The following is a 16,094-nucleotide window of genomic DNA, read 5'->3' as shown; positions in this document are numbered from 1 at the left end:
GGGCGCATAGAAAACCGATGGCTATGGCCCGAACTGCAAAACGCCTGGCGGCGTTGGTCGGCATGCTGAGTACGGGGGTCTTGGCGCTGCTCCTGGTGCCGTTGCCGCGTGAGCTTGCGAATCGCACCAGCGGCGAGGTGCTGCGGCTCACGGATCGCCACGGCCGCTTGCTCCAGGAGAGGGTGCTGGGTGAAGGTCGCGGGCAGTGGGTGGAGCTCAATGAGGTGTCGCCGTACGCGATCGAGGCGACTGTGGCCGTGGAGGATCACCGTTTCTACCGCCACTGGGGAATTGACCCGGTGGCCCTGGTGCGGGCGGCGGTGCAGGCGGCGCGTGCCGGCCGGATTGTCTCCGGCGCCTCCACCCTCACGCAGCAGCTGGCGCGGCTCCTCTATCACTTGCCCCGCAGATGGTGGGCAAAACCACTGGAAATGATCCTGGCGGTGAGATTAGAACTTGCCCTGCGCAAGGAGGAGATCCTCACCCAATACCTGAACCGTGTTCCGTATGGCAACAACGCCGTAGGCATCGAGGCTGCGGCACGCCTTTACTTCGGCAAGCCGGCTCATCATCTCACTCTTGCTGAGGCCGCACTGCTCTCGGGGCTGCCGCAGGCACCGGCGCGCTACGACCCCTACCGTTATCCAGAGCGGGCAAGGAGACGCCAAGGCCAGGTCCTGGGGGCCATGCTGCGCCACGGGATGATCGACAGCGTCACCTACGCCCAGGCATGTAACGCGGAGCTCTCTCTCAGTCCTCCGGAACGTTCCTTCTTTGCTCCCCACTTCTGCGACTGGCTTGTGAGCAACTGCCGGGGCCTCGGTCTGCCGGACAAAGGAGTCGTCCAAACCACCCTCGACCTCACCGTGCAACAGCAGGTCGAGCTCCTGCTCAGGAGTCATGTGCAACTACTGGCGAGCCGGAACGTGACCAATGCCGGTGCGTTGGTCTTGGACAACAAGGATGGCTCCGTGCTGGCCATGGTAGGTTCGGCGGATTACTTTGACGAGGCCCACCACGGGCAGGTGAATGCCTGCCTGGCGCTGCGCCAACCCGGCTCGACAATCAAGCCATTCACCTACGGCCTTGCCCTGGAGCAAGGGTGGACTGCCGCCCACATCCTTGCGGATATCGAGACGCACGCCGCGGGCCCGGGCGGCGACTTTCGCGTGCACAACTATGACCGACTCTTTCACGGGCCGGTCCGACTGCGTGTCGCCCTCGCCTGCTCCTACAATGTCCCTGCGGTCCGCCTCCTGGAGGAGCTGGGGCCCGAGCTCTTGCTGGCGAAGTTGCGCCGGGCAGGTTTTGCAAGCCTCAGCAAGCCGGCCAGCCACTATGGCCTGGGTCTGACGCTGGGCAACGGCGAAGTCACACTTCTGGAGTTGACCTTGGCTTACTCCGCCCTCGCCAATGGCGGAGCGTTCCACCGGGTGAACGTGCTGCAGGCCGATACGGCGGAGACCGAAACCCGGCAGCTGTTCTCCCCCCAAGTTGCTTATCTCCTCACCAGTATCCTCGCGGACCGCGAGGCAAGGATGCCGGCATTCGGTGAGGGCAACGCCCTGGAGCTCCCATTTCCGTGCGCCGCCAAAACCGGAACCTCTAAGGATTACAGAGACAACTGGGCTGTGGGCTACACGACTCGCTACACCGTAGGGGTGTGGGTCGGCAATTTTAGCGGCGAAGCCATGCAAAAAGTATCCGGCATAAGTGGGGCAGGCCTGCTCTTTCGGGACATCATGTTGCTGTTGCATCGCCAGGCCTGGCCAGAACCCTTCGCGGTTCCATTTGGCGTGGTGGAGAGAGAAATCTGCGCCCGCTCCGGAGAATTGCCAGGCCCATATTGTCCGGGTACGGTGCGGGAGTTTTTTGTTGCGGGCACCGAACCAACACGCACCTGCTCTGTCCATCGCCCCTTTCCCGAGCCAACGCGGGCTGAAACCAAAGGCGCGGTGGTAGTCTATGAAGTCTGGCCTCCGCAGTACGAGCAGTGGCTGGTGAGCGCCGGCGTACCTCGACCGCCGAGCCTACCGCCTGCCCAACAGCAGGGGGCCCAGTCTAATCCCGAACTGCCGGTCATCACCTTTCCGGATGAGGGAGACATCTACAGGCTTGATCCGGTCCTGCGTCCCGAGTTTCAGACGCTGGAGTTGCAGGCGGTCGTCCCCCCCGGTGTGACACGCCTCTCGTGGTGGGTGGACGATTCCCTGGTGTGCACGGTGGGTTACCCATTCTGCGCCCGCTGGCCCCTTGCCCCAGGCGCTCATCGGGTACAAGCGAAGGCGGAGGCGGGTGGACTGGTGTTGGTGAGCAAACCGGTCCACATTACCGTGCTTTGAGGGGCCCCTGACTTAGAAGACCATGCGGAAAAGGCGGGCACCGCCCGCTTTGAGCAAGATCGACGCCTGGTGCCCATCCTCCTCCGACGAGAAGCTCACCGCCATGTGCGCCACGCCTTCGGGCGCAATCTCTGCAAGCCCCTTCACCCGCTCGCTGAAGAAAAGTCGCGGCTTCGCCCCACGCATGTAGTTGCGATTCAGCACCATGAGGTACTGTTCCCTCCTGCGCGCGCCGCGAAAGAATGCCACGGTCACGTATTCTCCGTCGATGCGGTAGACGGTTCCCTCCAGATTCACCCGCTCCTGCCCCGCAGGCACTGGATCGCTATGGAAGACGGCGACGCACGAGGTGCCGGCGAGAATTGGCAGCCAGGCGCCCGCGGTATCGTTGATTTCACGCAGAGTTCTTGCCACAGAAACGGCCGGGCCGTGCATCGTGGCCCAGGAGTGCAACAGGCCCCAATCCAGCCCCCACTCGATGCCTTGTGCCCCATATGCAAGGAGGCTCATGGCCTGAAAGCGGAGGAAGTGGTCACGCAGCTCAGTTTGGTCGCCCTCCCTCGCCTCGACTACGGTTCCCCACCAGGGCAGGTGCACCGCCAGCGCGAGACGTCTCATTTCCCCAAGGTGGGCAAAAAAGTTAGCGGCCGGAACACCTCCTTCCACCCCCTGCTCGTCGAACACGAGGACATCGGGCTTGAGATGGGCGATGCGGGTATGCAGATCGCCTTTGACGCTCATGGCCAGCAATGCTCGGTGCTGCCGGTCCGCCGCGGCCAGGTGCTGTCTAATGACCGCGGCGCGCGCGAACAGGGCTGTGTCTGCCACCGGCCCCAACCAGTAGCCCGCACAGGCAGGATGGCGCGCACATGACCTGACCAATCTGTCGGCCCGGGATAGCGCAGAATCCAAGGGGACAGAGGGGTCAAGAAAGGCTGGGTCCCCCACATGGAGAAGTGTCCCCGACGTGTGGGCGACGTCCAACAGAGACTTGAGCGTGCCTGGATCAGACGAGCACACCGTGCCGTGAGTAAAGCCAAAGTGCGCCAGGCCCGTCACAGCCTCCGCTCCGCGCTCTGGTACCTTCGGGGCTCTGGCCACGATGGCCGTTGTCTGGACTGGACGCTTACCACAAGCCAGCCACAGGAGGCCTGCTACTGTTGCGGTGCAGAGGAGCCCCCCCAAGGTAATGCCCCCCCTGCCCGCACGGTGGCCACGCTCTGCCATCGCACCGCGGGCGCTACGATGCCAACACCTTGAGGGCACGATCGGCAGCCTGCAACAATGGTTCTGCAGACACGGACGAACCCACCGCCTGACGCATCCACGCCTCGGGTGTGAGGGCACCGAGCCGGCACATGCGCTCCATCTCCTGTCCCAGATTCTTGCCGGCAAGGTACTGCTCGATCTGGAAGGCGATGATGTGCCCGAGCGGATAATCCGGCAGGTAAAGCCCAGCATCAATCATGTGCGAGTAGATGGCCAGCAGGACCACATCTTTCTGGCCAAAAACGGGCGCATAGAATTCGTTCCACACCTCGCGGGCAATGTGGACGGTGGCCTCCTTCAGCTCCGCAGGAGAGGCCTGGGGGTGGTCGTACATCCAGCGCCACACGCGCATGTCCACTAGGGCGACACCCGCGATTTCGTAGGTTGCCCACAGGTTATCCAGGGCACGGAGATGCTCGGCCGCTGGATCCTTGCCCCGCAGGCCAAGAAGCTCAAGGTCCCGCGCCTGGAACACAAACGCAAACGCTTCGGTGAAAGCGGTATTGGGGACGCCACGCAGGAGAGTATGATCAACCTTGTTGAGCGAAAAAACCTGCTCGCAATTATGGCCTAACTCGTGAATGGCAATGTTATAGCCCTTGTAGTTCATCCCCGAAGCAGGGATGCGCGTGCGCAAGTGGGCCTTGTCGGCCCGGCGACCAGGTTCCCAGGCATGACCAGCTCCGCGTGCCGGATCAACGACGATCCGCTCGCTGAGGAAACGCGCCTGCTCCGGCGAGAAACCGAGGGCACCGAGAATACGTGGCAGGTCCCGTTCGAATGCCTGCGGGTTGGGGTACCGACGGGCAACTACTTTGTCCAGCTCGGCCTCCGCATAGGCGCCGCGCGGCTTGAAGCCGTTGTACCAGATATCAAAAGGCTCCAGAGGCCTGCCAAGACGCTTCTCAATGAGGCGTGCAGTGCGCGCTACTTCAGGTGAGCTCAACACCTGCTTAAAAAGAGCCTCAACGGTAGCCTCCGGCATCTCTCTGTCGCGCTGAAACCGACGGTCCATGAGCGTGGGCATCGTCGGATAGTAGGGGTCGGCCTCGCGCTCAGCGCGGAAAATGGTGAGGAGATGCTCATACCGGCGATTCGGTTCGGGCTTTGATTCCACCTGCGCCGGCGCTGCTACACCCTCTACATCCTGCACCGCTGCGGGGGTCACCGTGTTGCTCACCGGCTTCCAGTCCACGGCCGGGTTATTGATGACCACCGCCGGGATTTCCTGCAGGATAATGCGCTCCATGATCCGCTGGATCATCCTCTGTCGCCGCAGACCCTCAGGATTGGCGTATTGAGCCTTCAGTTCGTCACGGAGATTCCAATGGCTTATGAGCTTCATCCCCGGCGGGAAGAGTCGCTGACCTTCCTCCGTAAGCACATGGTGCATGAAAATGTTATAGTTGTTGATATAGTCATCAGCACCCACGTACGCTTGGCTTAGCCGCTGGTTAACCGTGGCGGGCACTCGCGCGGAAAAGGTCTGAGCCAAACGCGCCTGCGCCCACTGTTGGCGGGTCCAGGTTGGACCCAGGGCAAGGCGCTCTTCGAGGGTGTAGAGGGGAAAATTAAGCAGAACCACAAAGGCAATCCGCTTTTGGAAAAGATCCTCCATCAGGTGGGCAGCCGGGCTGAATTCAGCAAAGAGGTAGTCGATGGGCAAGATTGGCCCCAGGTCCAGGTCCAAGGGCTGGCGCAACTCGCGCCCCATCTCCGCGAAGTGCCCGAAGATGCTCTCAAAGTTCTGTTCATACCTCTGGGTCACCTGGGTGAGCATTGCCGTGTCGGCGATGAAATGCTCCGTGCAGAACGCCATGAAGGCCTCGGGTGGTCCGTCCTGCTGCTGCCACATGTGCGCCACCTGACGCACGCCCCGCTCGATACGTTCCCGTTGCGCCTCGCCATGCTTTTTCACCAACTCGGAAACCACCGCTGCGATGTGCCGCTCCTGCACATAGTGCATATCGTTCACTCCCACCTTCCTGATGCATGAACTCATCGTCACAGCAATGCTTCCTGCGAGAAGAGCCATCGTCAACTTTCTCATCAGTCTTCTCCAACCTTCGTGAGGGGTTTTGTACGGCGCTGAGCAAAAGGGAGGTGTGCGAACCAATGCTCAGCCCGGATGTGCGCGCGGCAGCGACGCATAGTGGTCCACCACGCGACGGGCAAAGCGCCGCAATAGGTCGCAGTCACCCGCGGACTTGTCGGTAAAAACCACCAGGATAAACCGCCTACCGTTGGCGAGGTGAATGATACCTGCATCGTGCCGCTTGCTGTCCACAAGCCCCTGCTTGCTCCACAGGCGGCCGTCCGGAGGCACCACCCCGGCCAAGAACAGGTCCGCGGGGTCCGGTGCGCGCCGCATGAGCTTGAGCATCGCCTGACAGGCGCTCCTGCTCACCACCTTCCGCTGATCAATGAGATACAACAGTAGTGCCGTCTCATCCGTAGTCAACTTGTTGCTGTTGACGTAGTTTGGACCATCTGGGAGCCCCAAGAGTTGCAAGTCTCTGCCATACGGCTCCCCATCCCACGTCTTCTGACATGCGTTGACGTGCGTAAACCCTAAGCTCCGAAAGTATCGGTTCATCCAGTTGCGTTTGTAGGCAAATTCCTCATAGGCAGGAGCTGCAAGGGAATCGCCTGACGTAGTGTTAGTCAGTCGGTCGACGATGCGGTTGGTCGCTTCATTGTCACTGATCTCAATCATGAGCCTCAGGTCGCGGCGCAGAGAGCGATCAAGCCGCAGCATCTCCTCCTGCACTTGGTGATAGGCCGCTACCATGTAGAAGGCTTTGACAACGCTCGCTGGATAGACCTGCTCCGCCCCCCCGTAGGAGGCCATCTTCGGCAAACGAGGATCACTGAGGTCGATGAGGGAGGCCCACAGTGTTCGCTCGCTCAGCGGCGTGCCGCACTCGCGCAGAGCAACCTCTGCGGCAGCCCTGAGTAGTTCTTGGAGCGCCCCGCAAGGCTGTGGCTCGGTTAAGGCCTCCCGCGTCACCTCCTTAGGGATGGTCATGGTCGGAGAGGGCCCACGAGCACACGTGACCATCAGCGCACAGATCCCCACCACCCACAGGCGTTGGAGCAGTAGGTCCATGGCATTTCCTTACGTTTTCCGCTGACGAGAGGCTCCCTTGTCCTCTCAATGAGCCCGAGACGCACACACGCGCAGTTATTGCGTCTTGCTGTCAGGGAGCGTTGCCGCCGAACTCTAAACCGAGCAAGAACGCGAGCCCGCCCATTTCCCCGGCAGTCAAATGATACAGGGCCGAGCCGTACCGTATGGACAAATCCTCCGCAACGGGGAAAAGATAGCTTGCCCACGCCTGCAAGGCTACAAAGTGCACCAGTTGCACACGCAGTCCCGCGCAGGGTTGGAGGCAGAAGAAACCTCTGCTAGCTTTATGGGTGCCGTTCTCGTCCTCGATTTGGACCTCATAGGCCCCGCCACCCAACACGCAGCCTGCTGAGGTGGTGAGTCTGCGGTAACGGCTGACGTACTCCGCCAGGAAGCCGCCGTACCCAAAGTCGACCTTCAGGGAACGTTCCTGGCCAGCTACGAGCGCAGAGGAGCGCACAGAAGCTGCTCCGCCGAGCCCGCCGATGCGGGCACTGCCTATGAAGGCGTAGCCTGCGCCACCAGCCCCTCTCATCCAAGAGGCCAGGCAGGGCACGCCCACCACGCGCGCAAGCTGATCCATCCCGGTGCTCTCAAAGGCCTTGAAGGTGACGAAGGGTCCGCCCCCTCCGCCATAGATAGGGCCCCCAGCATTGGCTCCGCCCCAATGCCAAAGAAGTATGACCGAGGCGCACAGCCCTGCCGCACCGCGAAGCTTCCATTTCTGCATGCTTCCTCCGCAACTCGTTGGGCCGCCAGTGTTTTCAGTTTCCCAGCAAACATTACGAAGTTAACACTATTTGGCGAGTTTGTCAAGAAAAAATGCACCTGGTTTAGGCAGGTCGTTCTACGCTACTGAAGCGTAGTGTCGCCGGCCCGGCAGCTCGCAGAAGCTGCCGGAACAGTTTTTTGAACCCGGTCCGCCACTCGGGTCCAAACCTTAGGTTCGCGCTGCTTCACTGATCGGAGGTGCATTCGTTGCCCACCGCCACGTCGGCCTCCGGTGTGGAGACTGCCTGTGCCAGATTGCAGTTGCAATTTGCACCTTTTTGTTGTAACTTAGCCCGAGATGTCGCAGGGTAGTCGCACAAAGCGAAAGGAACCGTATGAAGACGGAGGAACTCATTCGGCTCGAGGATCAGTATGGCGCGCACAACTACCATCCGCTTGACGTGGTTCTCACCAGAGGTAAAGGCATTTGGGTGTATGACGTCGAGGGCAATCGCTACTTGGACTTTCTCAGCGGCTACTCGGCACTGAATCAAGGACACTGTCACCCGCGGTTGGTCAAGGCAATCGGCAAGCAAGCCCGCCGGCTGACCCTCACCTCGCGCGCGTTCCGCAACGACCAGTTGGGCCTCTTTTGCAAAGAGCTGTGCGAACTGACCGGGTTTGAGTTGGCCCTGCCAATGAACAGCGGGGCCGAGGCGGTGGAGACGGCGATCAAGGCAGCGCGCAAGTGGGGCTACACCAAGAAGGGGGTCAAGAGAGACAAAGCCGAAATCATCGTGTGCGAAAACAATTTTGCCGGGCGGACCACCACTATCGTTGGCTTTTCCACAGAACCCTTGTACCGCCAGTGGTTCGGCCCTTTCACGCCAGGCTTCAAGATCATTCCATACGGTGATGCGCGGGCGTTGGAGAAGGCGATCGGCAAGAACACGGTCGCCTTTTTGGTGGAACCCATCCAAGGTGAAGGCGGAATCATCGTTCCGCCCCCGGGCTATCTCCGTCAGGCAGCCGCAATCTGCCGCGAGCATAATGTCCTGCTTATCTTGGATGAGATTCAGACCGGTTTAGGCAGGACCGGTAAGCTGTTCGCGTTCGAATATGAGGGGATCAAACCTGACGTTATCACCGTGGGCAAGGCGCTGAGCGGGGGCTTTTATCCTGTCTCTGCGGTCTTGTCCCGCAAGGAGGTCCTCGGGGTATTCACACCGGGCGAGCACGGTTCCACCTTTGGCGGTAACCCTTTGGCCTGCGCCATTGCGCGTGAGGCTCTGCGCATCATTGTTGAGGAGCGACTGCCTGAGAACGCCTTCAAGATGGGCGCCTACTTGATGGAAAAACTTCGCACCATCAACAGCAAGCATGTGAGGGAGGTGCGCGGCAAGGGATTGCTCATCGGGGTGGAGCTGCATCCCCAAGCTGGTGGAGCGCGGCGCTTTTGCGAGGCGCTGCAGCAAAAAGGGTTACTGTGCAAGGAGACCCACGAACACGTTATCCGCTTTGCGCCACCGCTGATCATCGGCAAGCGCGACCTGGACTGGGCGTTCGAGCACATCAAGGAGGTCTTGGAGACGCTGCCGTAAGGAATCGGGCAAGAGAATAGAGGTAAGCAGGCGAGGGAATAGGTGGCATCACAACAGAAGGAACAACGGAAACCGCGCTCACCGTGGTTGTGGGTGCCCACCCTCTACTTCGCGGAGGGCATCCCCTACATCGTGGTGATGACCGTTTCGGTCATCTTTTACAAGCGCATGGGCATCTCCAATGCGGAAATCGCGCTGTACACCAGTTGGCTCTACCTGCCATGGGTCATTAAGCCGCTGTGGAGCCCGGTGGTAGAGATCATCAGGACGAAACGCATGTGGATCATCCTGATGCAACTGCTGATCGGGGCGGCACTTGCCTCTATGGCGCTCGCTATTCCTCTGCCCAACTTTTTCAAGGTGACCCTGGGTATTCTTTGGCTCCTGGCCTTTGGCTCAGCCACGCATGACATTGCAGCGGATGGCTTTTACATGTTGGGGCTGAGCCAGCATCAGCAAGCGTGGTTTGTGGGCATTCGGAGCACGTTCTATCGGTTCGCCATGCTCACCGGGCAGGGGTTGCTGGTTATTCTGGCGGGGTATATCGAAGGGCACACAGGTTTGCGCCCGGTGGAGGTGCCGGTAGTGGCCTCTCAACAACTGTCCCAACCGGCATGGCCCGATAGCGCCATCGCAGAGGCTGAGCAGGGCCCTTTGCGCTTGATCATCGAACCCGACACCGTGGTGGTAGAGCTTCGGACGAGGGCTCCTCAGGAGGTGAGCGAAGTGCTCGCGCGTGCTCGGCAATGGAACGCGGCGCGCGCACTAAGGGCAGAAAGCAAGGCGGAGCTGAAACAGGCAGAAGATGCCCGTGGCCCTTCTTGGTGGCAGCGGCACGTGGCCCAGCCAGTGGCGCGCGTCTTCCTTAACGTATTCGGGTCGCGCTCGGCCGTGCCGAAAGGCCAGACCGTCGCCGGGAACATTGCCGTGGTCAACGTGCGCCTTTCCGGCCCGCCGGCTCCCGGCAAGACGGTGGTCGTGCACTTCGGCCGGGAAGGTGGCGACAAGAGCATTTCCCTGATCGAGGGCGGCAGGTTCGAATTTACCAGCGACAACTGGGCAAGGCCCGCTTTGGCAGTCGTCCAGCTGGACCCGAAACTGCGCACGCCATCGGCGGCGCGCTTTGTGGCGCGGGCCGGCAACATCCGCCTGTCCTGGATCCTTACCTTCACGGCGCTCGGGGTGCTCTTTATCCTTTTCATGATCTATCACCGCTTCGTGCTCCCTTACCCAAGCAGTGACGTGCCGAGACGATCGGGTGGGATAAAGGCCTTTTTCGCCAACTTTGGCCGGACCTTCGCCACGTTCTTCACCAAGAAGCACATAGGCATCTCGCTGGCCATGTTGCTGCTCTACAGGCTTGCAGAGGCCCAACTGGTCAAGATGGCCTCGCCGTTCCTGCTGGATAGCCAAGAGGCAGGGGGCTTGGCGCTGACCACCGGCCAGGTGGGCTTTGTCTACGGCACGGTTGGACTGCTTGCCCTGTCGTTGGGCGGCATCCTCGGCGGCTTCTTGGTCGCACGCGACGGGCTCAGGAAGTGGATCCTGCCCATGGCATTGGCAATCAACGTGCCGGACAGCGTCTACCTGTACCTGGCCCACACCCAGCCGGACAACTTCTTGATTATCAACCTGTGCGTGGCCATCGAACAGTTCGGCTACGGCTTTGGCTTTACCGCGTACATGCTGTACATGATCTACGTCGCTGAGGGCGAATACAAAACTGCTCACTTTGCCATCGCCACCGGCTTCATGGCGTTGGGGATGATGCTGCCGGGGATGATCAGCGGCTGGATACAGGAGTTGATCGGCTACAAGCAGTTTTTCCTTTGGGTATTGTTGTGCACCCTCCCCGGCTTTATCATCGTCGCGCTATTGCCACTGGACCCAGAGTTCGGCAAAAAGAAAGACGAAAAGGGGACGTGACGGGTTAGGAATAGGGGAAGGGCTGTGGTCCTGCTGCAGGTGGGAAATGGCCCCACTCAGGTAGCGGATTATTTAGCCCGGGTGTTTCCTTCACAGAGGGTCTAGCTGTAAAAGGAGGGGAAAGAGCGATGCGTGCGTGCACTCTGGTGCTCACCGCCGTGGTGCTGACCTCGCTGCTGCTTGCGTGCGGGGAAAAGTGGCCCACGTCCGTACCAGAGCGGCTCCCGGGTGGGATTGAGCTTATGCCGCTCAGCCCCGGCACTTGCTGGACCTATCGACACGCGATTTACGACAGTCTGCCGGGGCCGGCCCGCATGACCGAGACCGTGGAGTGGCGAATCGGGGAGCCGGTGATCCTCCAGGGCAAAGACTATCTGCCATTAGGAGACTTCTTCGCGGTGCGCCCGGCCGAGGACGGCCTGTTCTTTGCCCACGTGGACACCGCAAGGGGACTGGTCCGAGAGGAGCTGCTTTTCAAGACGACGGCCCGGCGGGGCGAGCACTACACGTACACCTTCTGCGCGCCGGAGACCACCATCACGTACGAGATCGTCTTTCAGATCACACCGGTGCAAAACGGCGAGCGTTACTTCGGCGCCTCATACGGTGTCTGGAAGGTGAACGGCAAAGTGCAGCGCCAAGGTCCCGGGTTTCTGTTCAGGCCGGGCCACTACCTCAAGGCCATCGACCGGTTCCCGACACCGCCGTTTCACTTCTGGGCAATCAAGGAAGACTGAGCCCTCCTTTGGCGGGCAAGGCCCTTAGCCCAGGCACGCCGGGCGTTTCCCGCTAGGGGGAGACAATCGCACCGGCCACCACATTTGCCACTAGGCTGCGCAGGCGCACGACGCTACCCACATCCTTTGGGTGGACGCGGTTGGTAAGAAGGATTACGACCGTGTCCGTGGTGGGGTCTATCCAAATTGAAGTGCCAGTGTAGCCCGTGTGCCCGTACCCGCCAGGGAACAGGTCACCGGCGTTTGATGCATAGACACTGCGTACATCCCAGCCCAGGCCGCGGCCCATTTCCGCCACCTTAGGGTAGACGGAAGTCATGAGGCGCACCGCGAGCGGACTAAGGATGCGCCTTCCCCCGTATTCTCCCTCACTGAGCATCATCTGCGCGAACACAGCCAAGTCCTCGGCACTGGAAAAGAGCCCAGCGTTGCCCGAGACGCCGCCCTGCAACCTGGCAAGGGGATCGTGCACCACGCCGCACAACGGGGCGCCTTGCACCACCTCAGTGGGGACCACCCGCGGAAGCAGGGTACTGTCCGGGCAGAAGGTTGTGCTCCGCATGCCCAAAGGCTCGAAGATGTGTGTCCGTGCGAATTCATCCAAGGGGTGGCCGCTCACCTTGTGCACAATGTGCGCCAGGGTGATAAAGCCCAAACAGCTGTAGTGGAACGCCTTTCCCGGAGGATTCAGCTTCTTCAGCCTGGAAATGTACGCAACCAGCGAGTCAGTACGGCAGGGGCTCCCGTAGCGCTTGGCAACGCTGTCGGCGTTCGTGTAGGGTGGGAGGCCGGAAGTATGGGTGAGAAGGTGCCAGATGCACGCGTCCTCACCGCTGGCGCCGTGTTCGTCGATGTACGGGGTGAACGAAGGTACGAAAAGCTTCACCTTGTCCTCAAGCCGAAGCTTGCCTTGTTCCACCAAGATCATCACCGAGGTCGCGGTTGCCACCGGTTTGGTAATTGACGCCAGGTCAAAGATCATGTCCTCACTCATCGGGCGCGGCACCGGGACAAGCTGACAATTCCCGAAGGCCTTGTGCACAACCACGCGGCCATGGCGCATGACCAACAGCACCGCGCCGGGAATCTCCTGGTTGCGAATGGCCTGGAGGACAAGGCTGTCTGCAAGCGCAAGCTGAGCTGCGGACATCCCCACTTGCTCGGGCCGCCCCTGGGGGAGGCCGGCAAAGACTCCACTGGCGGAAAACACGCACAACACCAAGGCAGCAAGGATGCGGATGGTGCGCATATGAGCTCCTTACCCTGACTAGGTGGGGGCGGGGCGCTATCTTCTGCTGATCGCGCCGATTATGGCCATGAACAGGGCGGCGCCAATGACTGCCCAGAACACCGGGATGCGGGCCACCACGAGGAATGGCGGGGCGTGCAATTGGTTGGCTAGCCAGCTGCCGATTACGGCGCCTATCAACCCGATGGCGATATTGGCCAGGCATCCGGGCCGCGAGAAGCCGGCGATGGCGGCGCCGACGGATCCGCACACTGCCGCGACCAGCAGCAGCACCAAAAATCCCAGCAGCGACATATGGCCTCCGCGCGTTCCGTGCGAAAAGGTTTGACTTTGCACCACGGACTGACGCGCCAAAAGTAAGCAGCATGAGGGAAAAATGCAAGGAGAATGTGAGCAAGGGGCTCGATGGTCAGACCAGATTTCCGCTCCCCCTCTTGGGGCGACCGGGTAGGGTGCCGCAAGGGATAAGAGCTCTGCCAGCCACACTACCCGGCTTTTGACCCCGGGTGGTGCGCCCTGCGGGTAAGTCGTGCTGGCTGGAGCGATCTTACAGCCGCTAGCGACTTTCACGCGTTTCAACCTGTGTCTCCCAGCGTCGCCGCACATCGTGCAATGCGTCCCGGAGGTGCTAGCTCACGACCACTTTTGAACCAGGTTCAAGAAACCTCCTCACGCAAATGCGCACGGTGGCCTTCGATTCTCAGGGAGGAAGACGTTTCACTGCGCAGGAACAGGGCGATTGGCCCCTCCCTCCGGCAACCTGCCTAACCGCCGCAGAAAGTATGAGGGTTGCGCCATGTGTCCAGATCTCTACCCCCCCAAAAAGAACTTGACATTGAGCGCCGGAATTGGTAAAATACCCTTCGAGTGCCGGCGCACTTATCCATGCACGGGAGTGCACAAGACAGGAGCTTCCTTGCTGCCACAGAGGCGGACAAGGCTTTGGGTTGCTTGCGGCCGATGTACACCACGAAATGCCACAGCTGGTATCCTCCTAATCACCCCACACCGGTTTCCCAGGTTCACACCCTGCCGAATCGAGATTACATTTTCCCGCGAAAGGGACGGCGCAGAGAACCCTCTCCTGGTCCTTCTTTCGCCTTGCAACATGGGGCAGCGCGGAAGTGCCCCTCGTTCGTTGTGTCTCCCCGCCGGTGCGAAGATCATAGGTGCCCGACACAGGTCGGGGCAATGCCATAGGCGGAGGTCTGTCCCTCCGGAGGGGGATGCGTGCGAGTCACCGATCGCGTCCTGCCTCATCTGTTCCCGGAGACGGACAGGGCCTCTGTGCCAAGCACAGTGTCGCAGCGCAGATTGACGGTCATAGGACCCGGAGGGAACGGACATGCTACAAACCTTGGACTGGATCATCATCGCCGGATACTTTGCCGTCGTCCTGGGGATTGCCTGGTGGGTCATCCGGCAAAGGCAGAACACCTCTACGGAATACTTTTTGGCCGGGCGGCACCTGGGGTGGTTCATCGTCGGCGCTTCGATTTTCGCCTCAAATATCGGTTCCGAACACCTGGTCGGATTGGCGGGCTCAGGCGCCACCGATGGCGTGGCTATGGCGCACTATGAACTCCACGCCTGGTGTCTCTTGGTGCTCGCCTGGGTAATGGTGCCCTTCTACATGCGCTCCAGGGTCTTCACCATGCCCGAGTTCCTGCAGCGCCGCTACTCCGCCTCGGCGCGCACGATTCTCTCGGCCATCTCACTGATCGCCTACGTACTCACCAAGATTGCCGTGGGCATTTTTGCCGGCGGCATTGTCTTCAGCGTCCTTCTGCCTGAAGTGCGCTTCCTGGGGATGGACAGTTTCTGGGTCGGTTCCATACTGGTGATTGTTCTGACCGGAATTTACACCATCCTCGGGGGGCTTCGAGCCGTCGCTTACACAGAGGCCCTGCAAACCATCGTGCTCGTAGTTGGTTCCATCCTCGTCACGCTTTTTGGCCTTCACGCCCTCGGAGGTTGGGAGACACTACGCGCGGTGGCCGGTTCAGAAATGTTCAACTTGTGGAAGCCCTTGGTGCCAAAGGGCGTGGAAGGCACCTGGGCACCCGTGCTTGAAGCCGGGCGCATGGCTTGGTATTTCAATGACAACTACCCCTGGGTCGGCATGCTCTTTTGCGCTCCCATCATCGGCCTTTGGTACTGGACCACCGACCAGTACATCGTGCAGAGGGCCCTGGGCGCACCGAACGAACAGCAAGCTCGGCGCGGGGCTATCTGCGCGGGGTTCTTCAAGCTGCTCCCAGTGTTCATCTTCATCATCCCTGGCATGATCGTCTATGCTCTGGCCGTAAGTGGAAAGATTCCTGTATTGCAGAGTCAACTGCTCGGCCCAAATGGGGAAATAATCCGCGAAAATGCCCAGCGCGCGTTTCCGCTGCTGGTCGCCCATGTGCTGCCGGTCGGCGTACGAGGCATCGTCGTCGCTGGTCTGCTGGCCGCGCTGATGAGCTCCTTGGCAGGTGTATTCAACGCCTCTGCAACGCTCTTCACCATCGATTTCTACTCACGTTTCCGCCCTGAAGCAAGTCAAAGGCACCTCGTGTGGGTGGGACGAATGGCCACGACCGTCATGGTCGTCATCGGACTGTTCTGGATCCCGGTGATCCGTGGCGGCAAAGGGTTGTACGACTATCTGCAAGGTGTGCAGTCCTACCTTGCCCCACCAATCTTTGTCGTGTTCTTCATGGGCGTGTTCTGGCGGCGCATGAACGCAAGAGGATGTGTGGCAGCATTGCTCACCGGATTTGCGCTGGGGCTCTTTAGGCTGGCAGTGGATACGCCTGTTAAGCTCTTTCATGTGCACTACGCGCCGGGGTCATTCCTATGGATCGTAAACCACATCTACTTCCAGTACTACAGTCTTTTCATCACCGCCGTGACCGTTGTGGTCATGATTGTGGTGAGCTATGCGACCCCAGAGCCACCTTACGCGAAGCTGACCGGCTTGACGTTCGGCACCACCACGGAGGAGCAGCGCCGCGAATCGCGGGCAAGCTGGAATAAGCGAGACGTGTTTGCCTCGGTGCTCCTCGTGCTTTTCATCATCATGGCGTATATCTATTTCTCCGGGTAGAGGAGCCGACCGTCTTAACCTTCGCGAAAAAGGGAGAA

General features: G+C 60.5%; 11 protein-coding genes. 5 read left to right on the top strand and 6 right to left on the bottom strand.

Going from position 1 to position 16,094, the window contains the following annotated elements:
- Window positions 1-23: 23 nt before the first annotated feature.
- On the top strand, window positions 24-2,342 hold the full coding sequence (pbpC, locus tag ONB25_02875) for a penicillin-binding protein 1C (GenBank protein MDZ7391828.1): 2,319 nt from the start codon (window positions 24-26) through the stop codon (window positions 2,340-2,342).
- Window positions 2,343-2,354: 12 nt separating this feature from the next.
- Here the strand turns inward: pbpC and ONB25_02870 are convergent, their stop codons facing one another.
- The 4 genes from ONB25_02870 to ONB25_02855 all read right to left on the bottom strand — a co-directional run bounded on the left by ONB25_02870 (window position 2,355) and on the right by ONB25_02855 (window position 7,471).
- Window positions 2,355-3,569, bottom strand: a complete 1,215-nt coding sequence (locus ONB25_02870) for a hypothetical protein (protein MDZ7391827.1) — start codon at window positions 3,567-3,569, stop codon at window positions 2,355-2,357.
- 13 nt (window positions 3,570-3,582) lie between these two features.
- Window positions 3,583-5,661 carry a hypothetical protein gene (locus ONB25_02865; protein ID MDZ7391826.1) on the bottom strand — a complete coding sequence of 693 codons (2,079 nt, stop codon included), beginning with the start codon at window positions 5,659-5,661 and terminating at the stop codon, window positions 3,583-3,585.
- Between the two features lie 69 nt (window positions 5,662-5,730).
- On the bottom strand, window positions 5,731-6,720 hold the full coding sequence (locus ONB25_02860; GenBank protein MDZ7391825.1) for a class A beta-lactamase-related serine hydrolase: 990 nt from the start codon (window positions 6,718-6,720) through the stop codon (window positions 5,731-5,733).
- A gap of 91 nt (window positions 6,721-6,811) precedes the next feature.
- Window positions 6,812-7,471 carry a hypothetical protein gene (locus ONB25_02855; protein ID MDZ7391824.1) on the bottom strand — a complete coding sequence of 220 codons (660 nt, stop codon included), beginning with the start codon at window positions 7,469-7,471 and terminating at the stop codon, window positions 6,812-6,814.
- 376 nt (window positions 7,472-7,847) lie between these two features.
- On the opposite strand from ONB25_02855, the gene rocD reads away from it, so the two are divergent.
- The 3 genes from rocD (at window position 7,848) to ONB25_02840 (ending at window position 11,716) form a co-directional block, all read left to right on the top strand.
- On the top strand, window positions 7,848-9,053 hold the full coding sequence (gene rocD / locus ONB25_02850) for an ornithine--oxo-acid transaminase (GenBank protein MDZ7391823.1): 1,206 nt from the start codon (window positions 7,848-7,850) through the stop codon (window positions 9,051-9,053).
- Between the two features lie 42 nt (window positions 9,054-9,095).
- Complete coding sequence (locus ONB25_02845) at window positions 9,096-10,979, top strand: MFS transporter (protein ID MDZ7391822.1); 1,884 nt, start codon at window positions 9,096-9,098, stop codon at window positions 10,977-10,979.
- 128 nt (window positions 10,980-11,107) lie between these two features.
- Entirely contained in the window at window positions 11,108-11,716 is a 609-nt protein-coding gene (locus ONB25_02840) for a hypothetical protein (protein ID MDZ7391821.1), read from the top strand.
- Between the two features lie 52 nt (window positions 11,717-11,768).
- Here the strand turns inward: ONB25_02840 and ONB25_02835 are convergent, their stop codons facing one another.
- A complete protein-coding gene (locus tag ONB25_02835) occupies window positions 11,769-12,965 on the bottom strand; it encodes a beta-lactamase family protein (protein MDZ7391820.1) in 1,197 nt (398 codons plus the stop codon).
- A gap of 36 nt (window positions 12,966-13,001) precedes the next feature.
- Window positions 13,002-13,259: a GlsB/YeaQ/YmgE family stress response membrane protein gene (locus ONB25_02830; protein MDZ7391819.1), complete on the bottom strand. Its 258-nt coding sequence runs from the start codon at window positions 13,257-13,259 to the stop codon at window positions 13,002-13,004.
- Between the two features lie 1,051 nt (window positions 13,260-14,310).
- On the opposite strand from ONB25_02830, the gene ONB25_02825 reads away from it, so the two are divergent.
- Complete coding sequence (locus ONB25_02825) at window positions 14,311-16,056, top strand: sodium:solute symporter (protein ID MDZ7391818.1); 1,746 nt, start codon at window positions 14,311-14,313, stop codon at window positions 16,054-16,056.
- The last annotated feature ends 38 nt before the right edge of the window (window positions 16,057-16,094 follow it).

This window comes from candidate division KSB1 bacterium, from assembly GCA_034506335.1.
Taxonomy (GTDB): Bacteria; Zhuqueibacterota; Zhuqueibacteria; order JANLFK01; family Oleimicrobiaceae; genus Oleimicrobium.
Note: the sequence above shows the minus strand (reverse complement) of the source record. Positions and strands in the feature narration are given on the sequence as shown.

Excerpts from the sequence above, each read along its gene's own strand:
- pbpC (MDZ7391828.1), top strand. The coding sequence starts at position 24 with ATGGCCCGAACTGCAAAACGCCTGGCGGCGTTGGTCGGCATGCTGAGT.
- ONB25_02870 (MDZ7391827.1), bottom strand. The coding sequence starts at position 3,569 with ATGGCAGAGCGTGGCCACCGTGCGGGCAGGGGGGGCATTACCTTGGGG.
- ONB25_02865 (MDZ7391826.1), bottom strand. The coding sequence starts at position 5,661 with ATGAGAAAGTTGACGATGGCTCTTCTCGCAGGAAGCATTGCTGTGACG.
- ONB25_02860 (MDZ7391825.1), bottom strand. The coding sequence starts at position 6,720 with ATGGACCTACTGCTCCAACGCCTGTGGGTGGTGGGGATCTGTGCGCTG.
- ONB25_02855 (MDZ7391824.1), bottom strand. The coding sequence starts at position 7,471 with ATGCAGAAATGGAAGCTTCGCGGTGCGGCAGGGCTGTGCGCCTCGGTC.
- rocD (MDZ7391823.1), top strand. The coding sequence starts at position 7,848 with ATGAAGACGGAGGAACTCATTCGGCTCGAGGATCAGTATGGCGCGCAC.
- ONB25_02840 (MDZ7391821.1), top strand. The coding sequence starts at position 11,108 with ATGCGTGCGTGCACTCTGGTGCTCACCGCCGTGGTGCTGACCTCGCTG.
- ONB25_02835 (MDZ7391820.1), bottom strand. The coding sequence starts at position 12,965 with ATGCGCACCATCCGCATCCTTGCTGCCTTGGTGTTGTGCGTGTTTTCC.
- ONB25_02830 (MDZ7391819.1), bottom strand. The coding sequence starts at position 13,259 with ATGTCGCTGCTGGGATTTTTGGTGCTGCTGCTGGTCGCGGCAGTGTGC.
- ONB25_02825 (MDZ7391818.1), top strand. The coding sequence starts at position 14,311 with ATGCTACAAACCTTGGACTGGATCATCATCGCCGGATACTTTGCCGTC.